Annotated in this window: 20 protein-coding genes; 7 read left to right on the forward strand and 13 right to left on the reverse strand. The window is 72.9% G+C overall.

Going from position 1 to position 24,948, the window contains the following annotated elements:
* Positions 1-84: 84 nt before the first annotated feature.
* The 6 genes from IF55_RS10770 to mshD all read right to left on the reverse strand — a co-directional run bounded on the left by IF55_RS10770 (position 85) and on the right by mshD (position 7,648).
* Positions 85-1,269 carry a CHAD domain-containing protein gene (locus tag IF55_RS10770; protein ID WP_063763946.1) on the reverse strand — a complete coding sequence of 395 codons (1,185 nt, stop codon included), beginning with the start codon at positions 1,267-1,269 and terminating at the stop codon, positions 85-87.
* 238 nt (positions 1,270-1,507) lie between these two features.
* The gene (locus IF55_RS10775) at positions 1,508-3,862 is read right to left on the reverse strand and encodes an RNA degradosome polyphosphate kinase (protein WP_030881348.1); all 2,355 of its coding nucleotides are present in this window, start codon (positions 3,860-3,862) and stop codon (positions 1,508-1,510) included.
* 272 nt (positions 3,863-4,134) lie between these two features.
* Positions 4,135-5,160 (reverse strand): ABC transporter permease, encoded by a 1,026-nt coding sequence (locus tag IF55_RS10780; protein WP_048831855.1) that lies wholly within the window; start codon positions 5,158-5,160, stop codon positions 4,135-4,137.
* Positions 5,157-6,128: an ABC transporter ATP-binding protein gene (locus IF55_RS10785; protein WP_030881356.1), complete on the reverse strand. Its 972-nt coding sequence runs from the start codon at positions 6,126-6,128 to the stop codon at positions 5,157-5,159. The genes IF55_RS10780 and IF55_RS10785 overlap by 4 nt, the downstream gene beginning before the upstream one ends.
* Positions 6,129-6,141: 13 nt before the next feature.
* On the reverse strand, positions 6,142-6,564 hold the full coding sequence (locus IF55_RS10790; RefSeq protein ID WP_030881358.1) for a GntR family transcriptional regulator: 423 nt from the start codon (positions 6,562-6,564) through the stop codon (positions 6,142-6,144).
* Between the two features lie 160 nt (positions 6,565-6,724).
* Positions 6,725-7,648 (reverse strand): mycothiol synthase, encoded by a 924-nt coding sequence (gene mshD / locus IF55_RS10795; RefSeq protein ID WP_030881360.1) that lies wholly within the window; start codon positions 7,646-7,648, stop codon positions 6,725-6,727.
* Between the two features lie 161 nt (positions 7,649-7,809).
* Between mshD and IF55_RS10800 the strand changes: the two genes are divergently transcribed.
* Together IF55_RS10800 and IF55_RS10805 are read left to right on the forward strand one after the other, a co-directional pair.
* Entirely contained in the window at positions 7,810-9,627 is a 1,818-nt protein-coding gene (locus IF55_RS10800; protein WP_030881362.1) for a bifunctional metallophosphatase/5'-nucleotidase, read from the forward strand.
* A gap of 73 nt (positions 9,628-9,700) precedes the next feature.
* Positions 9,701-10,684: an NAD-dependent epimerase/dehydratase family protein gene (locus IF55_RS10805; protein ID WP_030881365.1), complete on the forward strand. Its 984-nt coding sequence runs from the start codon at positions 9,701-9,703 to the stop codon at positions 10,682-10,684.
* A gap of 271 nt (positions 10,685-10,955) precedes the next feature.
* Here IF55_RS10805 and IF55_RS10810 read toward each other — a convergent pair whose 3' ends face one another.
* From IF55_RS10810 to IF55_RS10830, 5 genes are all read right to left on the reverse strand, one after another.
* Positions 10,956-12,368 carry a sensor histidine kinase gene (locus tag IF55_RS10810; protein ID WP_030881368.1) on the reverse strand — a complete coding sequence of 471 codons (1,413 nt, stop codon included), beginning with the start codon at positions 12,366-12,368 and terminating at the stop codon, positions 10,956-10,958.
* Positions 12,365-13,102 (reverse strand): response regulator transcription factor, encoded by a 738-nt coding sequence (locus IF55_RS10815; RefSeq protein WP_030881370.1) that lies wholly within the window; start codon positions 13,100-13,102, stop codon positions 12,365-12,367. The genes IF55_RS10810 and IF55_RS10815 overlap by 4 nt, the downstream gene beginning before the upstream one ends.
* A gap of 135 nt (positions 13,103-13,237) precedes the next feature.
* Positions 13,238-14,434, reverse strand: a complete 1,197-nt coding sequence (locus IF55_RS10820) for a S1C family serine protease (protein WP_030881373.1) — start codon at positions 14,432-14,434, stop codon at positions 13,238-13,240.
* A gap of 196 nt (positions 14,435-14,630) precedes the next feature.
* On the reverse strand, positions 14,631-15,656 hold the full coding sequence (locus IF55_RS10825) for a LacI family DNA-binding transcriptional regulator (protein WP_030881376.1): 1,026 nt from the start codon (positions 15,654-15,656) through the stop codon (positions 14,631-14,633).
* A 197-nt stretch (positions 15,657-15,853) separates the two neighbouring features.
* Complete coding sequence (locus tag IF55_RS10830; RefSeq protein WP_030881379.1) at positions 15,854-16,684, reverse strand: response regulator transcription factor; 831 nt, start codon at positions 16,682-16,684, stop codon at positions 15,854-15,856.
* A 235-nt stretch (positions 16,685-16,919) separates the two neighbouring features.
* Here IF55_RS10830 and IF55_RS10835 point away from each other — a divergent pair, with 235 nt between their 5' ends.
* Complete coding sequence (locus IF55_RS10835; protein WP_078644097.1) at positions 16,920-17,750, forward strand: alpha/beta hydrolase family protein; 831 nt, start codon at positions 16,920-16,922, stop codon at positions 17,748-17,750.
* Positions 17,751-17,820: 70 nt separating this feature from the next.
* Here the strand turns inward: IF55_RS10835 and IF55_RS10840 are convergent, their stop codons facing one another.
* Positions 17,821-19,725, reverse strand: a complete 1,905-nt coding sequence (locus IF55_RS10840; protein ID WP_037964322.1) for an ABC transporter ATP-binding protein — start codon at positions 19,723-19,725, stop codon at positions 17,821-17,823.
* 317 nt (positions 19,726-20,042) lie between these two features.
* Entirely contained in the window at positions 20,043-21,776 is a 1,734-nt protein-coding gene (locus IF55_RS10845) for an ABC transporter ATP-binding protein (RefSeq protein WP_030881385.1), read from the reverse strand.
* Positions 21,777-21,923: 147 nt separating this feature from the next.
* Here IF55_RS10845 and IF55_RS10850 point away from each other — a divergent pair, with 147 nt between their 5' ends.
* The 4 genes from IF55_RS10850 to IF55_RS41435 all read left to right on the forward strand — a co-directional run bounded on the left by IF55_RS10850 (position 21,924) and on the right by IF55_RS41435 (position 24,838).
* Entirely contained in the window at positions 21,924-22,169 is a 246-nt protein-coding gene (locus tag IF55_RS10850) for a MoaD/ThiS family protein (protein WP_030881387.1), read from the forward strand.
* Between the two features lie 10 nt (positions 22,170-22,179).
* Positions 22,180-23,634 carry a hypothetical protein gene (locus IF55_RS10855; RefSeq protein WP_030881388.1) on the forward strand — a complete coding sequence of 485 codons (1,455 nt, stop codon included), beginning with the start codon at positions 22,180-22,182 and terminating at the stop codon, positions 23,632-23,634.
* Between the two features lie 111 nt (positions 23,635-23,745).
* Positions 23,746-24,456 (forward strand): LmeA family phospholipid-binding protein, encoded by a 711-nt coding sequence (locus IF55_RS10860; protein WP_030881398.1) that lies wholly within the window; start codon positions 23,746-23,748, stop codon positions 24,454-24,456.
* 301 nt (positions 24,457-24,757) lie between these two features.
* Positions 24,758-24,838: a putative leader peptide gene (locus IF55_RS41435; RefSeq protein WP_362163676.1), complete on the forward strand. Its 81-nt coding sequence runs from the start codon at positions 24,758-24,760 to the stop codon at positions 24,836-24,838.
* Positions 24,839-24,948 lie beyond the last annotated feature (110 nt).

The raw sequence follows: 24,948 nt of genomic DNA on the forward strand, positions 1-24,948 counted from the left end.
GGGCCGCTCTGCCCTCCGGGGCTGCTCCGCCCTCCGGGCCCATCGCCCTCAGGACCCCTCGACGCCCTCGCCGTCAGGGAGCCGTCAGGGCGCCGTCCGCGCCGGTGCCGCCGCCAGCCGCTGCCAGATCCGCCCGAAGGAGAACCTCGCCGCCTCCACCTCATGCCGTTGATCGGCATGGAGCACGCCGAGAGCGTACGCGGTGGCCGGCGCGATGCGCGGGGTACGGGCGGCGGAGGCGGCCGCCGCGGCGGCCTCGGCGGCGTCGCGGTGGCGGTCGAGCGCCTGGCTCGCGCCCAGCAGCCGCACCGCGAAACCGGGTTCCCCCTCGCCGTCCCCGGAACCCGGCCCGCCGCCGCCCGGCGCGCCCACGTCCCGTACGTCCCGCACATCCCGTACGTCCCACACTTCCCCTACGTCCAGCACCTCCTGCGCGTACCGGCGCAGCCGCACCAGCTCCCGCACGTGGTGCCAGGGCGCGTCCTGGCGCTCCGCCGCGGGCGGCGCGTCGGCGGTCTCGGTAGCGGCGAGGCCGTGTACGAGCGCCTCGGCGTTGTACGGGTGCCCGGCCAGGCCGAGCGGCAGCGCCCGTACGGCCTCGACGAGCCGCTGGTGCGCGTGCTCGGCCAGCCGCGGCAGCGCCTGGTGGGCCAGCAGGTCCTCGGCGGCGGGGTCCAGCGGCACCTCGGAGGCGAGTACGGCGACGGCGTCGGCCACCGCGTGGAACCTCGACGAGCCCAGCGACTGGAGCGCCGCCGAGTGGGCGCGGGTCCGCGCGAGCGTCAACTGCCGCTCCAGCAGGGCCCCGGCGCGTGCCGCGCCCACCGTCAGGGCGGCGGCCGGCCGCTCGCCCTCCGGGGCCCGGCCGCAGTCCCGTTCGCCGGCCGGCCCGGCCTGGCCGCCCGCCCCGGAGAGGCGGTGCAGCGCGCCCCGCAGCCGCGCCAGCCGGGCCGCGTACGCGTGCTCGCGCGCCAGCGTCCCCGACAACCAGGCGAGTTCCGCCCGGAGTTGGTCGGCCCACTCGGTGTCCGTCAGCGGCCGGTAGACGTACAGCGCCCCACTGATCCGCCGCGCGGAACGGCGCAGCAGACGGGCCGCCTCGGCGGCGTCGTCCGCGTCGGCACCGCTCTCCGAGTGCAGCCGCAGGCTCCGCAGAAAGTCCGCCGCCCGCGCGTTGAGGTACCGGCAGAGCACATCAGCGGCCGTCGGCCCGCCCCCACCAGAGGCTCCGCCGCCCGGAACGGCCGTCCCGACCGCGTAATTCACCATGCTGTCCTCCCCCCGAAGGCCGTCATCACAGCGGTCCCCACCGCCCAACACCCCCGGGTCATCAGCCGAGTCCCCCGCCCCTACGGACGGGCCGAGGGAACCCTCCGAACCAACCGAGCGGGCCGAGGAACCCGCCCCGGCCGCAGGCCCCGCCAAGGGGCCCGCCCCGGCCGAGGGCCCCGGCACCGCCACAGGCCCCGGCTCCGCCGCGGAACCCGCCCCGGCTGGGGGCCTGGCGTCAGGGGGTCGCTGGTGAGCCACGCCGGCGCCTCCGGGCGTCTATGAGCATTTCTTGGACGTTCCGCAGGGGGCGGCCGTCGCCGTCTGTGGCGTGTCGGGTCCAGACGCCGTCCGGGCCCAGGTGCCAGGAGGCGGTGGAGTCGGAGAGGCCGGACTCCAGCAGGCGGTTGAGGGCGGCGCGGTGGGCGGGGTCGGTGACGCGGACCAGGGCCTCGATGCGCCGGTCGAGGTTGCGGTGCATCATGTCGGCGCTGCCGAGCCAGACTTCGGGCTCGCCGCCGTTTCCGAAGGCGAACACCCGTGAGTGTTCGAGGAAGCGGCCCAGGACGCTGCGTACCCGGATGTTCTCGCTGAGGCCGGGTACGCCCGGCCGCAGGGCGCAGATGCCGCGCACCCACACATCGACCGGCACGCCGGCCCTGGCCGCACGGTAGAGCGCGTCGATGACGGCCTCGTCCACCATGGAGTTGACCTTCATGCGGATGGAGGCGGGCCGCCCGGCCCGCTGGCCCGCGGCCTCCTTGGCGATCCGCGCGAGCAGGCCGTCGCGCAGCGACCGGGGGGCGACGAGCAGCCGCCGGTAGTTCTCCCGCCGGGAGTAGCCGGACAGCCGGTTGAAGAGGTCGGAGAGGTCGGCGCCCACCTGCGGGTCGGCGGTCAGCAGCCCGAGGTCCTCGTACAGCCGGGCCGTCTTGGGGTGGTAGTTGCCGGTTCCCACATGGGAGTAGCGGCGCAGCGTCTCTCCCTCCTGGCGGACCACGAGGGACAGCTTGCAGTGCGTCTTGAGCCCCACCAGGCCGTAGACGACGTGGCAGCCGGCCTCCTCCAGCTTCCGCGCCCACTTGATGTTGGCCTGCTCGTCGAAGCGCGCCTTGATCTCGACGAGGACCAGCACCTGCTTGCCCGACTCGGCGGCGTCGATCAGCGCGTCGACGATCGGCGAGTCGCCCGAGGTCCGGTACAGCGTCTGCTTGATGGCCAGTACGGCCGGGTCCGCCGCCGCCTGCTCCAGGAACGCCTGGACCGAGGTGGAGAACGAGTCGTACGGGTGGTGCAGCAGGACGTCCCGGTCGCGCAGGGCGGCGAAGATGTCGGGCGCGGACGCGGACTCCACCTCGGCGAGGTCCCGGTGGGTGCCCGCCACGAACTTCGGGTACTTCAGCTCCGGCCGGTCCAGCGACGCGATCCCGAACAGCCCGGTCAGATCCAGCGGCCCCGGCAGCGGGTAGACCTCGGCGTCGCTCACCTTCAGCTCGCGGACCAGCAGGTCGAGCACGTACGGGTCGATGGACTCCTCGACCTCCAGGCGCACCGGCGGCCCGAAGCGGCGCCGCATCAGCTCCTTCTCCAGCGCCTGGAGGAGGTTCTCGGCGTCGTCCTCCTCGACCTCCAGGTCCTCGTTGCGGGTGACCCGGAACATGTGGTGCGCGAGCACCTCCATGCCGGGGAAGAGGTCTTCGAGGTGGGCCGCGATGACGTCCTCAAGCGGTACGTACCGCTGCGGCGACGCCTCCAGAAAGCGGTGCAGCAGCGGCGGAACCTTCACACGTGCGAAGTGATCATGCCGGCTGACCGGGTTCCGTACGACGACGGCGAGGTTGAGCGAGAGCCCCGAGATGTACGGGAAGGGGTGCGCCGGGTCCACGGCCAGCGGCGTGAGCACGGGGAAGATCTGCTGCCGGAAGAGCGTGCCCAGCCGGCTCTGCTCCTTCTCCGTCAGCTCGGGCCAGCGGATCAGATGGATGCCCTGCTCGGCGAGGTCGGGGGCGACGTCCTGCTGGTAGCAGGCCGCGTGCCGGGCCATGAGCTCCCGCGACCGGGTCCAGATCAGCTTCAGCACCTCACGGGGCTGGAGCCCGGACGCCGAGCGGGTCGCGACCCCGGTCGCGATGCGGCGCTTGAGCCCGGCGACCCGGACCATGAAGAACTCGTCGAGGTTGCTCGCGAAAATAGCCAGGAAATTCGCCCGTTCGAGAAGCGGCGTCGCCGGGTCCTCCGCGAGTTCCAGCACTCTCTCGTTGAACGCGAGCCAACTGCGCTCCCGGTCCAGGAACCGGCCCTGCGGAAGCTCCCCGCCGGCCGCGCGCCGCGGGGCGCCCTCGTCGTATTCGGCATAGCCATCGCCGTACTCTTCGTAGCCGTCGTACCCCTCGTAGCCCTCGTACGCGTCGGGGTCCGCGTCCAGATCGGGTTCGAGCTCCGGCGCGGCGGGCGCCCCCACGGCGTGCGGGCGGTGTGCCGCTATGGAGCCGACAGAGGGCTGCCGCGGCGGATCGGCGGGCGGATGGGCGGGCTGCCGGTTCTGTGCGGTCTTCCGGGGGTCCGACGGACGCTCCTGGGGAGAATGCAGCATGTGGCCATTGTTCCGCGCGAGCGGCACCACGGGCGCGCCGGAAAGCGGCTCGTGGGCGGCGCGGAGCCTGCGGTCGGGGGGTTCGGGCACAGCGGGCTGCATTCAGCGATGCTCGCAACCGCAATTGAATCGCCGGTAACGCGCACATGGCGCTTAGGAAATCGGGGCGCTACCCCGCGGCGTCGACGCCCCCGCGGCGCGCGTCGCCCATCCCCCGGAGCCGGGGCGGGGCCCGAGTCCGGGGCCAGGGCCGTCCCCGGTCCCGGGACCCCTCAGCGGTGGCCGCGGCGCATCCACCACACCGCGAACCACGCGAACGCCACGGCCACCGCGGCGACCAGCGCCGCCTGCGTCCACTGGAGCGTCCAGAACTGGGAGGCGGGGTGGTAGTCGCGGAATCCGCCGACGATGTGGTGGTCGGCCAGGCACCGTTCCCGTACGGCCCCGGAGCCGCCCGCGCACGTCTCCTCGGGCAGATGGCCGCCGCCGGCGGTGACGTACCCGCGCCGCCAGCCCCAGTCCGTGCTGCCCAGGCCGGGGAAGTCCTTGCCGACCTTCGTGCGGGATTCCGCCAGGTGCGGCAGCAGTGCGGAGAAGGCCCAGTTCAGCGCAGTGAAGCCGACGAGCGTCACGCCGATCGAGACGAGGGTGCGCTTGATCAGCAGGCCCGCCGTCGCGCCGACCGCGACGCCGAGCAGGGCGTACGCGACGGGCACGACGCCCAGTTCGTCGAAGCCCTGGTACCAGTGGCGGCCGGGGAGCAGGTCCTGGACCGGCCACCAGGCCCAGGTGTGCAGGGCGCTCAGCGCCGTGACCCCGGTCACCGCGAGGACGGCGGGCACCGCGAGCTTGGCCGCGAACCAGCGCATCGGGGAGACCGACTGCGTCCAGGCCAGTTGGTAGGTGCCGCTCTCCAGCTCGCGGGCGATCATCGGCCCGGCCACGAACAGTCCGAAGAGCAGCGGCAGGAACCCGATGAACTGCCCGGTCGTATACAGCAGGTCGCCGTACGTCGTCTGGAACTCCAGGGCGCCCGAGACGCAGTCGGTCTGCCCGCCCGTGTCGGCGCAGTGCTGCGCGGTCGTCCGTACGTAGTCCGTCAGCGCGGTGCGCAGCCACACGAGTTCGATGACGAGCGCGAGGAAGGCGACCGCCGCGATCCACAGGGTGAGCCGGTGCTGGCGCAGCACCAGCCAGGTGACGCCGCCCACCGGCGAACGGTGCGGGTCCGGGGCGGCGCGCGGCGCGGCGCCCGTCGGCGGCTCGTTCCCGGTCTTCGCCGTCGCCGTCGCCGTCATGCCGCCGCCTTCCGGGCGCGCGGCTCCGCGCTGGGGGTGAGCAGGCTGGGGGCGCCCGGCGAGCGCAGATAGCCGAGGAGCAGTTCCTCCAGGGATGGTTCGGCGGTCTCCCAGGGGCCGTCGACGGGGCCCTCGGCCCGTACGAGCGCGGTGAGTTGACGGCCCGTCGTACGCGCCTCGATGACGGTGTGCGGGGCGAGGCCCGCCGGCCGGCCGGCGACAAAGCCGCCGGGGGCGGCCGCCTCGCCGCCCGCCGCCCCGTTACGGCCCACGACCAGGGAGTGCGCGGCGAGCAGGTCCTCCACCTCGCCCGCGAGCCGCACCCGGCCGCCGGCTATCAGCAGCAGGTAGTCGCAGACCCCCTCCAGGGAGGCGAGGACGTGGGAGGACATCACGACGGTGGTGGAGTGCTCGGCGGCCGCCTCCATCAGGGCGGCCGTCATCTCGTGCCGCACCAGCGGGTCGAGGTCGGCCATCGGCTCGTCCAGCAGCAGGATCTCGGGGCGCTTGGCGAAGACGAGGGCGAGCGCGACGCGGGTCCGCTGGCCGCCGGAGAGGGTGGCGATCCGCCGGCCGAACGGCACGTGGCCCTTGCCCAGGACGCGTTCCGCGGTGCCCTGGTCCCAGCGGCCCGGGTTCAGCTCGCGGCCGACCCGCAGCGTCTCGCGGACGGTGAGGTAGGGGTAGAGCGGCTTGTCCTGGGCCAGATAGCCGAGGTGGGGCCGTACGGCGGGGTGGGCGGGCGCGTGGCCGAGGAGTTCGATGCGGCCCTCGGTCGGCCGCCGCAGCCCCGCGGCGAGCGCCAGCAGCGTGGACTTGCCCGCGCCGTTCGGGCCGACGAGCCCGCAGACGCGGCCGCTGGGAATCCGGAAGGAGCAGTCGCGCAGGGCCCGGCCGCGCCAGTGCTTGTAGCCCAGGCCGACCGCTTCCACGGCGGTCCGGTCCGGCTGGTAGGTCAGGTCGGTCATCCGGTTCCCTCGGTCACAGCGTGCGGTGCGCGTGCGGCGCCGGCGACGGGCTGCCGTCGCCGAACTCCGCTTCCAGTACGGACATGACCAGCGCGGCCGCGTCCTCCCGGTCCAGCCCGGCGGCGCGGGCCCGGTCCATCCAGTCGGCCAGCTCGGCGCGGAGCGGGGAGTCAGCGGCGGCCCCGGGCCGGGCGAGCGAGCGGCGTACGAAGGTGCCGAGCCCCGGGCGCGCCTCCACCAGGCCCTCGCGGTCCAGCTCCCGGTACGCCTTGAGGACGGTGTTGGGGTTGATGGCGGTGGCCGCGACGACCTCTTTGGCGGTGGGCAGCTTGTCGCCGGGGGCGAGCAGCCCCAGCCGGAGCGCCTGTTTGGTCTGCTGGACGATCTGCAGATAGGTGGCGACGCCGCTCCGCCGGTCGATGCGGAATTCGACCACGCACATCACCCTTCCACTATTTGCCTAGTGAAAGGGTGATGTGTGGCACTGCCCGGTGTCAAACGGACGGAGCCGTACGGCGGGCCGGGAACGGGCGCTCAGGAGCCCGCCCAGGGCCCGGCCGCCCGCTCGCGCGCCCGCCCGCCCAGGACCGGCCCCCTCAGGTCTCCGTCCGGTACATCAGATCCGTCTCGTGCGTCACGAACCCCAGCCCCTCGTACACCGTCACCGCCGGCACGTTGTCCGCGTCGACGTAGAGCATCGCCGTCGGCAGCCCCTCGCCCGCCAGGTGGCGCAGCCCGATCGCGGTCAGCGCCTTGCCGAGTCCGCCGCCCTGCGCGCCCGGCCGCACCCCGAGCACGTACACCTCGCCGAGCCCCTCGGCCGCGTGCACCTTCGTCCAGTGGAATCCGATGATCTGCCCGTCCCGCTCCGCGAGGAAGAAACCCTTCGGGTCGAACCACTCCGCCGCCTTGCGGTCGTCCAGGTCCCGCTGGGTCAGCGAGCCCTGCTCGGGGTGGTGCGCGAAGGCCGCGCCGTTCACCGCCAGCCACGCCGCGTCGTCCTCGCCGGGCCGGAAGGTCCGTACGGTCACGCCGGCGGGCAGCGCGGGCTCGGCGAGCTCCAGGCCGGTCAGGGGCCGCCTGAGCTGCCGCAACTCGCGGAAGAGGGAGAGCCCCAGCACCTGTGCGAGGTGCCGGGCCGCCGGGTGGCCGCCGTGCGCCCACACCCGCAGCCGCTTGCCGGACTCCCGCAGCAGCGCGTTCCCCAGGGCCCGGCCGTGGCCCCTGCCCCGCCGCCCGGGCCGCACCACCAGCTCCGCCGACGGCGCCTCCACTTGGTCCGCGTCCTCCAACTGCCCGTATCCGACGAGCTCCCCGCCGCCGTCCCGCAGCAGCAGATGGCGCACCCCGGCCCGCCGGCCCCGCAGGTGCAGCCGCCCCTGCTCGGAGACGGCGGCCTGGCCGTCCGTCCCGGCCGCCTCCTCCACCAGGTCGAGCACGGCCTGCGCGGTCTGCGGCGCGAGCTCCTCCAGCACCTCGATCCGGCGCTCGCCGACTGTCTCGTTCACCATGTCGCTCATGGGGCGAGCCTACGGCGGCGACGCCGCGCGCCCCCTCCCCCGTCGGCGGGCGGCAACCGACCCGTAACCCGTTCCTCCTGTCGGGCTACGCGCGTGAACCGTAGGCTGCCGCCCATCCGGAGGCATCCGCCGCGCCGCCGCACCGCCCATGAGGGGACTCCATGGCCGCCACACCGCACCGCAACCGCCCCGTACGAAGACTGGCGGCCGCCGCGGCCGCGCTCGCCGCCACCGCCGGTGTGCTCTCGGCCGCCGCCCCGGCCGGCGCCTCCGACGCGAGTGCCGCGCGCCACCGCCCCCAGCACACCGTCGACGTGCAGTTGCTCTCCTTCAACGACCTGCACGGCAACCTCGAACCCCCGCAGGGCGGCTCCGGCACGGTCACCGAGCGGCAGCCCGACGGGAGCACCAAGGCGGTGCCCGCGGGCGGCGTGGAATACCTCGCGAGCGCCCTGCGTACGGCCCGCAAGGGACACCCCTACTCCGTGACGGCCGCCGCCGGCGACATGATCGGGGCGAGCCCGCTGCTGTCCGGGCTCTTCCACGACGAGCCGACCATCGAGGCGATGAACCGGCTCGGCCTCGACGTGACCTCCGTCGGAAACCACGAATTCGACGAGGGCCGGGCCGAGCTGACGCGCATGCAGCGCGGCGGCTGCCACCCCAAGGACGGCTGCTTCGAGAAGGGCAGGACCTTCAAGGGCGCCGACTTCCCCTACCTCGCCGCCAACGTCACCGACGAGAAGACCGGCCGCCCCATCCTCAAGCCGTACACCGTCTGGAAGCACAAGGGCGTGAAGATCGGCTTCATCGGCGTCACGCTCAAGGGCACCCCGGACGTCGTCACGGCGGACGGCGTCAAGGGCCTCGCGTTCCACGACGAGGTCGCCACGATCAACAAGTACGCCGCGGAACTGAACCGGCAGGGCGTGAAGTCGATCGTCGCCCTCATCCACGAGGGCGGCCTGCCCGCCTCGTCCTCCTACAACTACGACTGCGACAGCCCCGGCCCCGGCGACGGCATCTCCGGGCCCATCGTCGACATCGCCAAACACGTCACCCCCCGCGTGGACGCGCTCGTCACCGGCCACACCCACCAGGCGTACGCCTGCACCATCCCGGACCCCTCCGGCGCGCCGCGCACCGTGACCTCCGCCGCCTCCTTCGGCCGCCTCTACACGGACACCACGCTCACGTACGACCGCCGGAGCGGCGACATCGTCCGTACGAGCGTCCGCGGCCCCAAGGCCGTCAACCACGTCGTGGACCGGACGCGGAAGAAGGCCCCGGACATGACCTCGCTCCTGGACCGCTGGAACAAGCTGGCCGCGCCCGTCGCCAACAAGCCCGTCGGCTACATCTCCGCCGACATCGACGGGCGGGGCTCCACCGCGTACGAGAAGCCGCTCGGCGACGTCATCGCCGACGCCCAGCTCGAAGGGCTCGCCCCGGCCGACAAGGGCGGCGCGCAGATCGCCTTCATGAACCCCGGCGGCATCCGCTCCGACCTCGCCCACAAGGCGTCGGGCGGCGAGGGCGACGGGGTCGTCACCTACGGCGAGGCGTTCACGGTCCAGCCCTTCACCAACATGATGACCACCGTGGACCTCACCGGCGCCCAGGTCGTCGACGCCCTCAAACAGCAGGTCAGCGGGGCCAACGCGGCGCAGCCGCGCATTCTCCAGATCTCGAAGGGCCTCACCTACACCCTCGACCTCACCAAGTCGGGCGCGGACCGCGTCGTGACCGGCTCCATCAAGCTCGACGGCGCGGCGATCGACCCGGCGAAGACCTATCGGGTGGCCATGAACGAGTTCCTGACCGGCGGCGGCGACGGCTTCCCCGCCTTCAAGGAAGGCAGGAACAAGCTCGTCGGCGCCTCCGACCTCGACCTCTTCGTCGCCTACCTCAAGGCCCACTCCACCCCGTCGGCCCCCCTGGCCCCGCCGCCCGCGGACCGCATCACCGTCCTCAAGTGACCTGCCCCGGACCGCGATTCCGCCGACAGCGAGCGCACTTCCATGCCGCTTCCCCGTGGGGCAGAGTCGCCCCATGAGGCTGCTGATACTGGGCGGAACGGAATTCGTGGGCCGGGCCCTCACCGAGGAGGCGCTGAAACGGGGGTGGGAGACGACCGTGTTCCACCGCGGCCGCCACGCCGCGCCCCCGGGCGTCACCACCGTCCTCGGCGACCGGACGGCCGAGAACGGCCTGGCCGGGCTCGCCGGGGGCGAGTGGGACGCCGTCGTCGACACCTGGGCGGGCGCCCCCACGGCCGTACGGGACGCGGCCCGGCTGCTGGCCGACCGCGCCCCGCGCTACGCCTACATCTCCAGCCGCTCCGTCTACCGGCACCCCTGCGCGCCGGGGCTCGACGAGAGCGGCGCCCTGGTCGACGGCTCGCCCGACGCCGGCGACGTCGAGTACCCGGAGGCCAAGCGCGGCGGCGAACTCGCCGCCGTCGCCGCCTTCGGCGACCGGGCGCTGCTGGTACGGGCCGGGCTCATCCTCGGCCCCTGGGAGAACGTCGGCCGGCTCCTGTGGTGGCTGAACCGGATGGCCCGCGGCGGCCCCGTCCTGGCCCCCGGCCCCCGCGACTCGGGCATCCAGTTCGTCGACCCCCGCGACCTCGCCGCGTGGACCCTCGGCGCGATCGAGCAGCGGCTCGGCGGCCCGTACAACCTGGTCAGCCCGCGCGGCCACGCCACCATGGGCGAACTCCTCGACGCCTGCGCCCGCGTCACCGGCGGCCGCGCCGAACTCCGCTGGACCGCCCCGGAGAAGATCCTCGCCGCCGGCGTCGAACCCTGGACCGAGATCCCCGTCTGGATCCCCCCGGGCGAACTCCACGACACCATCCACGCCGGCGGCTCCGCCAAGGCCATCGCCTCCGGCCTCCGCTGCCGCCCCGTAGCCGAAACCGTCACCGACACCTGGACCTGGCTCCAGTCCCTCCCCTCCCCCGCCCCCCTCCGCCCGGACATCCAGCGAACGGCCCTCACCCCCCAGAAGGAGGCAGAGATCCTGGCCATGTGACCACCCCGGGTCCCAAAAGGAGCGCGGGGAATTGCGCGCCCAACAACCAGGCCCGTCAGGGGGCGCGGGGAACTGCGCGACCAGCCACGAACGGCCCGCGGCCAACCGACAACGGGCGGCCCTGTAAGGGGCGCGGGGAACTGCGCGAGCAACCACAACCGACCCGCAGCCAACCAACAACCGGCCCCGTCAGGGGCGCGGGGAACTGCGCGACCAACCACGGACGGCCCGCAGTCGACCGACGGAAAACCAAAATTGGCACGGCGAAAAGCTAAAGAGCCGGCGGCTCCGTGGCGGCGCCCGGCAGCCGCAGCGAAGCCACCGTCCCACCCCCCTCCGCCGCCCGCAGGGCGACCTCCCCGCCGGCCTGCTGGACGGTACGGGCGACGATGGACAGGCCCAGCCCACTGCCGGGCAGGCTACGCGCGGAGGGCGAGCGCCAGAACCGCTCGAAGACGTGCGGAAGGTCGTCGGCGGGGATGCCGGGCCCCCGGTCCCGTACCGTCAGCTCCCCGCGGCGCAGCGCGACGTCCACGACGCCGCCCGCCGGGCTGAACTTCACCGCGTTGTCGAGCAGGTTCACGAGCGCCCGCTCCAGCGCGGGCGGCTCGGCCCGTACGTACCAGGGTTCGAGGTCCGCGGTGATGGTGATGCCCGTACCGCGCAGCCTGGCCCGCCGCACGGCGCGTTCGGCGGCCTCGTGCAGGGGGACGATCTGCAGGGGACCGCTGCCCGGCGCGGTGTCCGGGCGGGACAGCTCCTGGAGGTCGCCGATCAGCTCGGACAACTCCGTCATCTGCGCCTTGACGCTGGCGAGCAGTTCCTTGCGGTCCTCGGCCGGGATGGCCCGGCCGGTGTCCTCGCTGCGGGCGAGCAGGTCGATGTTGGTGCGCAGCGAGGTGAGCGGGGTGCGCAGTTCGTGCCCGGCGTCGGCGATGAGCTGCTGCTGGCGGTCGCGCGAGGAGGCGAGGGCGGCGGTCATGGAGTTGAAGGAGCGGGAGAGCCGCGCGATCTCGTCCTCGCCGTCGACGGGGATGCGTACGGCCAGGTCCTCGGTGCGGGCGATGTGCTCGACGGCGCCGGTGAGCCGGTCCACGGGGCGCAGTCCGGAGCGGGCGATCCAGAGCCCGGCGGTGGCGGCGCCGAGGACGCCGACCCCGGCGACGGCGACGAGGACCAGGGCGAGGCGGCTGAGCGCGCCGTCGATCTCGTCGAGGGGCCGGGCGACGGAGACGGTGAACCGGGTGTCGCCGAGGACCAGGCCCCGCGTGAGGACCCGGACGGACTCGCCCTTGTCGGTGGTGCTGTCGTGCAGCGTCTCCCGCTCCTGGCCCTGGGCGACCGCGACGTCGGCCGCCGTCACCTTGACGGGCTGCGAGTTCCGGCCGACGCAGCGGCCCCCGTCGGGCTGCACCAACTGCACATAGGCCACGACGGGGGCCGCGTTGTCGCTGCTGTCGGGCTGTTTGGAGCGGCAGAGGACGAACGTCTCCTGGATGTAGCCGGTCGGCAGGGTGACGTTCTGCAGCGAGCTGTCCAGCTCGTCCCGCAGTTGGGTCCGCGTCAGGAACCAGCACGCGAACGCCGAGGCCGCCACCGCGACCGCGACGGCCGCCGCGGTCAGGATGGCCAGCCGCGAGCGCAATGGCAGCCGGTTGAACCGGCGGGCCGGCGGTGCCGTCATTCGGCGCCGCCGTCGGCCCGGAGCACGTACCCCACGCCGCGCACGGTGTGTACGAGCCGCGGCTCGCCGCCGGCCTCCGTCTTGCGGCGCAGGTACATGACGTAGACGTCGAGGGAGTTGGAGGAGGGTTCGAAGTCGAAGCCCCAGACGGCCTTGAGGATCTGTTCGCGGGTGAGGACCTGGCGGGGGTGGGCGAGGAACATCTCCAGCAGGGTGAACTCCGTACGGGTGAGTTCCACGTGCCGGGAGCCGCGCACCACTTCGCGGGTGGCGGGGTTCATGCGCAGGTCGGCGAAGGCGAGTACGTCGTCCTCGGCGTGCCCGGCGTCGGCCGCGGCGGCGTAGGAGCTGCGGCGCAGCAGGGCGCGGATGCGGGCGAGGAGTTCGTCGAGTTCGAAGGGTTTGACGAGGTAGTCGTCGGCGCCCGCGTCGAGGCCGGTGACCCGGTCGCCGACGGTGTCGCGGGCGGTGAGCATCAGGATCGGCACGGTGATCTTGTTGGCCCGCAGCCGCCGGGCGGCGGTCAGGCCGTCCATGCGGGGCATGAGGACGTCGAGGACGATCAGTTCGGGGTCGTAGCCGGCGACCTTCTCGACGGCGTCGAGGCCGTCCACGGCCAGCTCGGTGTCGTACCCCTCGAAGGCGAGGCTGCGGCGGAGCGCTTCGCGGACGGCCGGCTCGTCGTCGACGATGAGGACGCGGGCGGGCTGGTCGCCGTGTTCGGCGGGGGTCATCGGGTTACCTCACGGTGGGACGGGGGCGGGCGCACTGGACGTTCGCTAGCGTCGCACGAGGCCCGTGCCGGTCGGCGGCCGACGGTGCCGGCCGCTCCCGCCGCCGCGCGGCCCGGCGGTCTGCGGTCGTCGGCCTCAGTTGCTCCCGCCGCCGCGCAGCTTGGCGAGGTCCGCCTTGACCGTGTTGATCGGTATCGAGAAGCCGAGGCCCGCGGAGCCGGAGTCGCCGCCGCTCGAACCGGTCGGGTACATGGCCGAGTTGATGCCGATGATCTGCCCGTTCATGTTGATGAGGGCGCCGCCGGAGTTGCCGGGGTTGAGCGAGGCGTCGGTCTGTATGGCCTTGTAGGTCGTCTTGGACGATCCGGTGTCGCCGTTGTACTGCTCGCCGCCGAACTCGAACGGCCACGGGCGCTCGCCGCCGCGGCCCTCGGGGCCCGGCTGGCCCTGGTCCTGGCCCTTGCCGGGCTCCTTGGCGACGGTGACGTCGCGGTTGAGGGCGGAGACGATGCCGCTGGTGACGGTGCCGGTCAGCCCCTCGGGCGAGCCGATGGCGACGACGTCGTCGCCGACCTGGACCTTGCTGGAGTCGCCTAGCGAGGCGGGCTTGAGGTCCTTGACGTCCCGCGCCTTGAGGAGCGCGAGGTCCTTGTCGGGGTCGGTGCCGACGACGTCGGCCGTCAGGGTGCGTCCGTCGCTGGTCTTGACCTTGACGGTGTCCGCGCCGGAGACGACGTGGTTGTTGGTGACGATCTCGCCGTTCTTCGTGATGACCACGCCGGAGCCGGTGGACTGCCCGGCGGCGGTGCTGGCCTGGACCTCGACGATGCTCGGGGAGACGGCCTTGGCGACGGCGGCGACGCCGCTGCTCTTGGTGGCCGCGTTCGAGACGGGCGCGGAGACGCTGGAGGTCGAGGAGTGGTTGGTGGCCCCGCCGACCAGCGCCGCCGTGCCGCCGCCGATGACCGCGGCGGCCAGCGCCACGGCGGCGAGCAGGCCGACGGTCTTCTTGCGGGCGCCGTGCCGGACGGGGGCGGGCACGGCGCCCGCTGCCGAGGAGCCGTCGCCGGGGTACGCGGCGCCGCCGGGACCACCATGGCCGCCGCCCTCACCGCTGCCGCCGCTGCCACTGCCTTCGGCGGGCCAGACGGTCACGCCGGTCGCCGTGGTGATCGGCTGCCCGTGCTGCCCGTACCGCGGGGAGGCCCCGGGGTAGGGCGGCCGAGGGGCCTGCGCGGGCTGGTCCGGCGCGTGCGCCGGCGGGTCGGGGTAACCGGAAGGCTGCTGCTGGTAGGGGTCCTGGGAGCCGCTGGGGCGGTGGCTTTCGGTCATGTCTATGACTCTGCTCCCGGATGATGAGAACTCTCTGAGGGCTTACTGAGAAGCCCGGCAGAAGTAGGTATGCCCGAAATAAGGAACGGGAACCAGGACGGCCCCCGGGGGCCGATCAGGTCCAATCAGGCCCCATCAGGGCCGATCAGGTCCCATCAGGGCCGATCAGGGTCCATCTGGATCAAGTCATACCCGCTCAGCCCTGGCAGCCGCAGGAGCGGCGCACCACGAGCGCCGACGGGAACTGCTTGAGCCGCTCCCGCCGCGACCCGGCGACCCGCAGCCCGTCGTCCAGCACGAGGTCCACGGCCGCGCGCGCCATGGCCGTACGGTCCGAGGAGACCGTCGTGAGCGGCGGGTCCGTGAGCGCGGCCTCCTTCACATCGTCGAACCCGGCGACCGCCAGCTCGCCCGGCACGTCGATGCGCAGCTCGCGGGCGGCCCGCAGCACCCCGAAGGCCTGGTCGTCGGTGGCGCAGACGATGGCGGGCGGCCGGTCGGGGCCGGCGAGCAGGTCGAGGGCGACGGTGTAGGCGTCGTAGCGGTTGTACGGGGCCTGGAAGAGCCGGCCCTCCAGCGACTTGCCGGCCTCGCGCATGGCCCGCCGCCACCCCTCGACGTGGTCGGTCACCGGGTCGCCGATGGTCGGGGTCTTCTCGGTGCCGCCGAGGCACGCCACGTACGGGTGGCCGTGCTCCAGCAGGTGCCGGGTGGTGAGCTGCGCGCCGCCGACGTCGTCGGTGACGACGGCCACGTCGTCGATGGCGTCGGGGCGGCGGTGCAGCAGCACCACGCGCGCCTCCCAGGCGTCGATCTCGGCGGCGGCGTGCTCGCTCGGGCCCTGGCTGATGAGGATCAGGCCGGAGACCCGCATGCCCAGGAACGCGCGCAGGTAGTGCACTTCGCGCTCGTCGAGGTAGTCGGAGTTGCCGACGAGCACCATCTTCCCGCGCTCGGCCGCGGCCTGCTCGACGGCGTGCGCCATCTCCGCGAAGAACGGCTGGCGGGCGTCGGGCACGATCAGACCTATGAGGTCGGTGCGGCGGGAGGCCATCGCCTGGGCGACCCGGTCCGGCCGGTAGCCGAGCTCCTTGATCGCCGCGAGTACCCGCTCCCGAGTGGCCGGGGCGACCGGCCTTGGTCCGTTGTTGATGACATAGCTGACGACCGCGGTCGAAGTCCCCGCCAGCCGTGCCACATCGTCCCGCGTCACCTTGGCCACGCGCGGCAGTCTACGCGGCTAAACGGCCGAACCCGCCGCCCGGCGACCGGGGTGCGGGGCCACGGCCGCGGCGCCGCCCGGCCGTATCGGAAACGGCCCTATCACGCCGGTCCGCATCGCACCGGTCCGCATCGCACCGGTCCGTATCGCACCCGCCCGCATCGGACGCGGCGCCGGCCGCCCGGTCGACGGCCCGGTCACCGCTTGGCCTGGCTCGCGGGCTCGGGGCGCCCGGCGCGCGTCCCGGCGCCCGTACGCGCCCGGCCGTCGGCCCCGGCCCGGTTGCCGGTCCGGTGCTCGGCGTCGCCGGCCTGCTTCTCGGCCTTGGCGGCCTCCTCGGCGGCGGCCCGCTCGACCTTCTCCGGCACGACGAAGCGGTAGCCGACGTTGCGCACGGTCCCGATCAGGGACTCGTGCTCGGGGCCGAGCTTGGCCCGCAGCCGCCGTACGTGCACGTCCACGGTGCGGGTGCCGCCGAAGTAGTCGTAGCCCCACACCTCCTGGAGGAGCTGGGCGCGGGTGAAGACCCGGCCGGGGTGCTGCGCGAGGTACTTGATCAGCTCGAACTCCTTGAAGGTCAGGTCCAGGACCCGGCCCTTGAGCTTCGCGCTGTACGTCGCCTCGTCGACCGACAGGTCGCCGTTGCGGATCTCCATCGGGCTGTCGTCGCCGGTGATCTGCCGGCGGCCGGTCGCGAGCCGCAGCCGGGCCTCGACCTCGGCGGGTCCGGCGGTGTCGAGCAGGACGTCGTCGACGCCCCAGTCGGCGGTGACGGCGGCGAGCCCGCCCTCGGTCACCACGAGGATCAGCGGACAGCCCGGCCCGGTGGAGCGCAGGAGCTGGCAGAGGCCGCGCACATGCGGGAGGTCGCGGCGGCCGTCGATCAGTATGGCGTCGGCGCCGGGGGTGTCCACGAGGGCCGGCCCCTCGGCGGGCGCGACCCGGACGCTGTGCAGCAGCAGGCCCAGCGCGGGGAGCACCTCCGTCGACGGCTGAAGGGCGTTGGTCAGGAGCAGTAGCGAGCTCACCGGCTGCCACCTGCCCCGGTATCCGGACGGTCCTGCACGCTTCGTTTGCCCATTACGTCGGTTCCTCCTAGGTCCCTGCGAGGGGGTACCTGCCGGCCTCGGCCGGGGGAGTATGCGGCACTGCTCTGTACGGTGGTGCGGTCCCGTGCGTTCATCCACGCTTCGCATGGTCGAAAGCACAAAAGGACCCGGGGGCTACGTTGCCCGGATCCTCCTGCCCAGCAGAATAGCCCACATGACTTCGGAGGCCCCGAGCGATTTTGCACACTCTTGTGTTCCATCGATCACTTCGAGTGTTCGGCGCGTCGCGCTGTTGACAACCGACGGGGTCCGTATCCAAGCCGCGTACGAGCCGGGCGCGGGCCTGCCGAAGGGGCTCGCCGTGGTGCTCGCGCACGGTTTCACGGGCGCGCTGGAGCGGCCCGCGCTGCGCCGCGCGGCGGCGGCGTTCGCACAGGTCGCGTCCGTGATCACGTTCTCGTTCCGGGGCCACGGCGGCTCCGGCGGCCGGTCCACGGTCGGCGACCGGGAGGTGCTGGACCTGGCGGCGGCGGTCCGCTGGGCGCGGGCGCTCGGATACCGGCGCGTGGCGACCGTAGGCTTCTCGATGGGCGGTTCGGTAGTCCTGCGCCACGCCGCGCTGTACGAACCGGAGCGCGAGGGGCGCACAGATGCGCGGACCGACATAGCGGTGGCGGTGAGCGCCCCCGCCCGCTGGTTCTACCGCGGCACCGCGCCGATGCGGCGGCTGCACTGGATCGTGACGCGCCCGGCGGGCCGCCTCGTGTCCCGGTACGGGCTGCGCACCCGCGTCCACCACGAGGGCTGGAACCCCGTGCCGCTCTCCCCCGTCGCCGCCGCCCCGCTCATCGCCCCCACCCCCCTGCTGATCGTCCACGGCGAGCTCGACCCGTACTTCCCCCTCGACCACCCCCGCATGCTCGCCCAAGCCGCCGACCCGGCCACCACGGACCTGTGGATCGAACCGGGCTTCGGCCACGCGGAGAACGCGGCGCCCCCGGAACTGCTGGGCCGCATCGCGGGCTGGATCACGGAACACGCCTGAGAGGCGGCCGTACGAAAGGGGGCCGGGGCGTGTCCCGGCCCCCCTTTCGTACGGCCTTCGTGCGGGCCCGTCAGCCTGCCTCGACCTCGACGGCCGGCTCCGCGAACTGGGCGGTGTACAGGCGTGCGTAGGCGCCGTCCGCGGCCAGGAGGGAGTCGTGGGTGCCCTGCTCCACGATGTTGCCGGACTCCATGACGAGGATGAGGTCGGCGTCGCGGATGGTGGAGAGGCGGTGGGCGATGACGAAGCTCGTACGGCCCGAGCGGAGCTGCGCCATCGCGTGCTGGATCAGCACCTCGGTGCGGGTGTCGACCGAGCTGGTGGCCTCGTCGAGGACGAGGATCGCGGGCTCGGCGAGGAACGCCCGCGCGATGGTGATGAGCTGCTTCTCGCCGACGCTGACGTTCGAGCCCTCCTCGTCGATGACCGTGTCGTAGCCGTCCGGCAGCGTCCGTACGAACCGGTCGACGTGCGTGGCCTTCGCCGCCTCCACGATCTTGTCCATCGAGGCGGACTCGGCCCCGTACGCGATGTTCTCGGCGATGGTGCCGCCGAACAGCCAGGTGTCCTGGAGCACCATGCCGATGTTGGACCGCAGCTCCTCGCGGGACATCTCGGCGATGTCGACGCCGTCCAGCGTGATGCGGCCGCCGTTCACCTCGTAGAACCGCATCAGCAGATTGACCATGGTCGTCTTGCCGGCCCCCGTCGGGCCGACGATGGCCACGGTCTGGCCGGGGCTGACCGTCAGCGAGAGGCCGTCGATGAGCGGGCGGTCCTTCTCGTACCGGAAGGAGACGTCCTCGAAGGCGACCTGCCCGCGCACATGCTCCGGGCGCATCGGCTCGGCGGCGTCCGGGGACTGCTCCTCGGCGTCGAGCAGTTCGAAGACCCGCTCGGCGGAGGCTACGCCGGACTGCACCAGGTTCGCCATCGAGGCGACCTGCGTCAGCGGCTGGCTGAACTGGCGCGAGTACTGCACGAACGCCTGCACATCACCGATCGACAGCGAGCCGCTGGCCACCCGCAGCCCGCCGACGACGGCCACCAGCACGTAGTTGAGGTTCCCGATGAACATCATCGCGGGCTGGATGATCCCCGAGATGAACTGCGCCTTGAAGCTGGCCGCGTACAGCGCCTCGTTCTCCTCGCGGAACGTCTGCGCGGACTCCTTCTGCCGGCCGAAGACCTTCACCAGCGAATGGCCGGTGTACATCTCCTCGATGTGGGCGTTGAGCTTGCCCGTCGACTTCCACTGCGCGACGAACTGCGGCTGCGCCCGCTTGCCGATCCGCGTCGCGACGACGATCGACAGCGGCACGGTGACCAGCGCGACCAGCGCCAGCAGCCAGGAGATCCAGAACATCATCGCCAGCACGCCGACAATCGTCAGCAGCGACGCCGCGATCTGGCTGAGCGTCTGCTGGAGGGTCGTCTGGATGTTGTCGATGTCGTTGGTGGCGCGGGAGAGGACCTCGCCGCGCGCCTGCTTGTCGAAGTAGCTCAGCGGCAGCTTGGCGAGCTTCTGCTCGACGTCCTCGCGCAGCCGGAAGACGGCCCGCTGCACGACGGTGGTGGCTATCCGGGCCTGGATGAAGCCGAAGACCGCCGAGCCGACGTAGATCAGCAGCACCCACATCAGCACCGTGCCGACGGCGCCGAAGTCGATGCCGTGGCCGGGTGTGAAGTCCATCGAGTCCAGCATGTCGGCGACGGTGCCGTTGCCCTGCTGCCGGACCCGCTCGACCGCCTCGGCCTTGGTCGTGCCGTCCGGCATCTGCCGGCCGATGACGCCCGCGAAGATCAGGTCGGTGGCCTTGCCGAGGATCTTCGGACCCAGAACGGACAGCGCGACGCTGACGAGGCCGAGCAGCAGGGCGACCGAGATGATGGCGCGCTCGGGGCGCAGCGAACCGAGCAGCCGGCGGCTGGAGCCGCGGAAGTCCATGGAGCGCTCGGTGGGCTGGCCGCCCATGAAGCGCGCCGGCCCCGCGGCGGGCGCCGGCCCGCGCCGCGGCTCGCCGTCCTCGGGGCCGTCGTCCTTGGGACCCCCGGCGGCCTCGGGTGCGGCGGCCTCGGACCCGCTGACCTTGGACCCGCCGGCCCCGGGCCCGCCGGCCTCAGGAGCGCTGTCCTTAGGACCGCTGTCCTTAGGAGCGCTGTCCTTGGGCCCGTCGTCCCCGGGGCCGGCCTGGGCCGGCCCCTGTGGGCTCGCGGGTTTCCCGGGTTTGTCGAGCTGTGGTTTCTCCGGGACTGCCGGGCCTTCCGGGCTCTCCGGGCCTTCCGGGGTACTCACGCCGCCTCCTGCTCGGTGAGCTGGGAGAGCACGATCTCCCGGTACGTTTCATTGCCGGCCATCAGTTCCGCGTGGGTGCCGGTGCCCACGACGCGCCCCTCGTCGAGGACGACGATGCGGTCGGCGTCGCGGATCGTGGAGACGCGCTGGGCGACGATGACGACCGTCGCCCGCTCCGTGTCCCTCGCGAGCGCCGCCCGCAGCCGGGCGTCCGTCGCGTAGTCCAGCGCCGAGAACGAGTCGTCGAAGAGGTAGATCTCCGGCCGCCGGACCAGGGCCCGCGCGATGGCGAGGCGCTGGCGCTGCCCGCCGGAGACGTTGGAGCCGCCCTGCGCGATGGGCGCGTTCAGCCCGCCGTCCATCCGCTCGACGAAGTCGCGGGCCTGCGCCGTCTCCAGCGCCCGCCACAGTTCGTCGTCGGTCGCGTCGGGCTTTCCGTACCGCAGGTTCGAGGCGACGGTCCCGGAGAAGAGGTACGGCTTCTGCGGCACGAGACCGATGGCCTCGGCCATCGCCGCGGGGTCGAGGTCGCGTACGTCCACGCCGTCGACGAGCACCGCGCCGTCCGTGGCGTCGATGAGCCGCGGGACCAGGTTCAGCAGCGTCGTCTTGCCGCTGCCCGTCGACCCGATGACCGCCGTGGTCTCGCCGGGCCGCGCCACGAGGTCGATGTTCCGCAGCACCGGCTCCTCCGCGCCGGGGAAGCGGAACTCGACGCCCCGCAGTTCCAGGTGGCCGTCGCGGCGCAGCTCCGTGACCGGCGCGGCGGGCGGTACGACGCTGGAGTCGGTGGCGAGGACCTCGTGGATGCGCTCGGCGCACACCTCCGCGCGCGGCACCATCATGAACATGAAGGTTGCCATCATCACGGACATCAGGATCTGCATCAGATAGCTGAGGAACGCGGTCAACGCTCCGACCTGCATGTCGCCGCTGTCGATGCGGTGCCCGCCGAACCACAGAACGGCGATCGAGGACAGGTTCACGACGAGCATCACGGCCGGGAACATCAGCGACATCAGCCGCCCGGCCCGCATGGACACGTCCATCAGCTCGGCGTTGGCGCCCGTGAAGCGCTTGCGCTCGTGGCCGTCCCGGACAAACGCGCGGATGACGCGGATGCCGGTGATCTGCTCGCGCAGCACCCGGTTGACGGTGTCGATGCGCTCCTGCACGCCCCGGAAGATCGGCCGCATCTTCCGCACGATCAGGGTCACGATGACGCCCAGTACGGGCACGATGACCAGCAGCAGCGCGGACAGCGGCACGTCCTGGTTGAGCGCCATGGCGATGCCGCCGACGCACATGATGGGCGCGGAGACCATCAGCGTGAACGTCATCAGGGCCAGCATCTGCACCTGCTGGACGTCATTGGTGGTGCGCGTGATCAGGGACGGCGCGCCGAAGTCGCCGACCTCCCGCGCAGAGAAGGACTGCACCCGGTCGAAGACCGCGCCGCGCAGGTCGCGGCCGATCGCCATGGAGGTACGGGCACCGAAGTAGACCGCTCCGATCGCGCAGACGATCTGGAGCACGGTGACGGCGATCATCCAGCCGCCGGTGGACAGGATGTAACCGGTGTCGCCCTTGACGACACCCTTGTCGATGATGTCCGCGTTCAGCGTCGGGAGATACAGCGTGGCGAGCGTCTGCACGAGCTGCAGCAGCACGATCAACACGATCGGTTTGGAGTAGGGCCTCAGATACGCCCGCAAAAGTCGTACCAACACATCGGAACCCTATGCGAGATGACTCCATTCCGGCCCCTGCTTTTTCATGCCCTGAACGAGCCGCCGCCGCTACCCGTCATCATGGGGAGCGGCACTTGACGGAAAGGGGTCGCCGTGGCGACGACACAGACAGCACCGGCCGGCACCATCCGGTACTGGGCCGCGGCGAAGTCCGCCGCCGGAGCCGCGGAGGAGCCCTACGCGGCCGCGACGCTCGCGGAGGCGCTGGACGCGGCCCGGCGGCTCCACAGCGAGCGGCCAGAGTTCGCGCGGGTACTGCTCCGCTGCTCGTTCCTGGTGGACGGGGACCCCGTCGGCACGCGCGACCACACGACGGTCCAATTGGCCGAGGGCGGCACGGTCGAGGTGCTCCCGCCCTTCGCAGGAGGGTGAGCCCCGCACCATGAGCAATCAGCCACACGGCCCGTACGACCCGTACGACCCGAACCGCCCCCACGGCCCGTACCCGCCCCAGCAGCAACAGCCGCCTTACGGACAGCAAGGGCAACAGGGCCAGACAGGCCAGCAGGGCCAGTACGGGCAGCATGGCCGCCCTGAGGGTTACGCGCCGCAGCAGGAGCCGTACGGGCAGCAGGGCGCCTACGGGCGCCAGGAACCGGGATCGTGGCCCACGCCCGCGGAGACCCAGCAGGCCCAGCAGCAGCCGTATTACCCGGCCCAGCAGGGCGGCGGCTACCAGGACCAGGAGCAGCACACGCAGACCTGGTCGGGCCCGACCTGGGACACGCGGACCTGGCAGACCCTCTCGGCCCCGGCCGCCGCCGCTCCGGAACCGCCGCCGGGCTCCCCCGGCCCGCTGCCGCCCGAGCAGGGGCCGTACGGGACGAACGGCGGCTACGGGGCCGCGCCCCCCATGGCGTACGGGCAGTACCAGCAAGCCCCGGCCGGCCAGGCCGCGTGGCACGGCGACCAGTCCTCGGCGACGCACGCCCCCGCCGGCGCGTACGCCCCGATGGACGGCGGACAGGGCGCGCGGAGACCGACCTCCCAAGCGCCCCAGACGCCCCAGGCAGTCCAGACGGCTCGCCCAGCTCGGACGGCGGTCCAGGAAGAGCCGACGGCGCAGGCCCCGCAGCCCCCGATGACCGCCGCGGAGAAGGCCCGCGCCGAGGGCCGGCCGCAGATCCTCGCGCCGGGGCTCCAGCCCGCGGCGGTCACCGCCGTGCTGGCCGTACTGCTCGCCGTGGCGGCGCCGCTGCCGCAGGCGGTGCTCGCCCTCCCCGTGGTGCTGCTCCAGGCGGTCACGGCGGCGGGCTGGTTCCGGCTCAACGGCATGTGGCCCGCCCGGCAGGGCATCGCGCTGGCGTTCCTGGCCGGGGTGGTCGCCGACATCGGGCTGCTGGCCACCGACGCGGACCAGGCGCCCACCGTGCTGATCGGCGCCGTCGGCGTCTGGATCCTGCTGGTCGTGGTCCTCCAGTTGCGCAGCCGCAGCACGCCGGACGAGCGGCTGTACGGGCTCACGGCCGCCGCGGCCGCCGCGGGCCTGGCGGTGCTCGCGGGAGGGCACCTGGCGGCGGACTCCGACGCCGTGGTGGTCGGCGCCCTCGCCGTCGCGGTCGCCGTGCTGGCCCGCGCGCTGCCGCTGCCGTCGGCGGCGTCGCTCGTCGTCTCCCTGGTGGCCGCCGCGGGCGCGGGCGTCGCGGCCGGGCAACTGACCGGCATCGGCCCGTCCGGCGCGCTGCTGGGCGCGGCGGCGGGCGTCTGCGCGCTGGTGGGGCTGCGGGTGGCGAGCTACGACTACCCGTCCCGGTTCGTGCATATGACCGCGGGCGTCGCCCTGCCGCTGGCGGCCGCGGCCCCGGTCGTCTACGTGATCGGCCGCGCGCTGACGTAACCCGTCGCCCCCTCGTCGGCCACGCCGGCGATCGACTCCGGTTAGGCTCACTGCACGGGCGGGGGGCCTGACCTGGAGCACGCGACCGAGAACGTGGGGGAACCGAAGGCAATGCGCGGACTGCGAATACTGCTGATCGTCGTGGTGGTGCTGGGCATCCTGTTCGTGGCGGCCGACCGCGTCGCGGTCTACTTCGCCGAGAACGAGGCGGCCAAGAAGATCAAGAGCAGCCAGAACCTGAGCGAGACGCCGGACGTGTCCATCAAGGGCTTCCCCTTCCTGACCCAGGTGGCCGACTCCAAGCTGGACGAGGTCCACGTGGGCGTCGACGGCGTCTCGGCCAGCGCGGGCGGCCGCTCGATCCGGGTCACGAAGCTCGACGCCACGCTGCACGACGTGAAGATCAACAGCAGCTTCTCGTCCGCCACCGCCGACACCGCGACGGGCTCCGCGCACATCTCGTACGCGGACCTCACCAAGGCCGCCGACCCCGGCGTGAAGGTCTCCTACGGCGGTCGCGACAAGAACGGCACGAGCCAGGTGAAGGTCAGCGCGGGCGTCCCGGTCCCGGTGCTGGGCCGCACGGTGGAGCGCAGCGTGGTCTCGACCGTCACGATGGTGCACGGCGACACGATCCGGCTGCACGCGGACAGCGTGCCGGGCCAGGAGATCCCCGGCCTGGAGGGCCTGATCCGCAAGAAGATCGACTTCGACCGGAAGATCGACGGGCTGCCCCGGGGGCTCAAGCTCGACAAGATCACCACCAACGAGGACGGCGTGGACATCACCGTCACCGGCTCCCACGTGGAGCTGGCGGGCTGACGTCCCAGGTGGCCGCTCGGGGCGGGCCATCGCCCGTCCAGGACGGGCCATCGCCCGCTCAGGACGGGCCATCGCCCGCTCAGGACGGACGCCCCGTCCACGCAGCGAGACGCCTACGTCCGTACAGCAGGAACGGCCGGGCGCCCAAGGCCCGTACGGACGCCCGTACGGGCCGCACAGCGCCTTCCCGCCATATCGGTCAGCCGAGGCGTCCCGCATACATCCCATATCCTGAGACTCTTCATCTCAGCATCCGACACCCCGGTGACACGCGCGCCCGTCCGTCCCTACGATCGGCCCTATGAAGCGACAGGCGGATCTCACGAAGCGGCGGGCAGTCGACCTGTGCCGCGTCGCCGCCATGCTCTGTCACAGCGCCTGACGCGACGCTGACCTCCCGTTCTTCCCTCGGCCCCGTCAATGGGCCCGACGCTCAGCGCCGCCCCCGTGCCGCCGCGCACCTGTGCCGCCGCGCGCCCCCTCGCGCACCCG

It is taken from the genome of Streptomyces varsoviensis (assembly GCF_000718635.1).
GTDB lineage: Bacteria > Actinomycetota > Actinomycetes > Streptomycetales > Streptomycetaceae > Streptomyces > Streptomyces varsoviensis.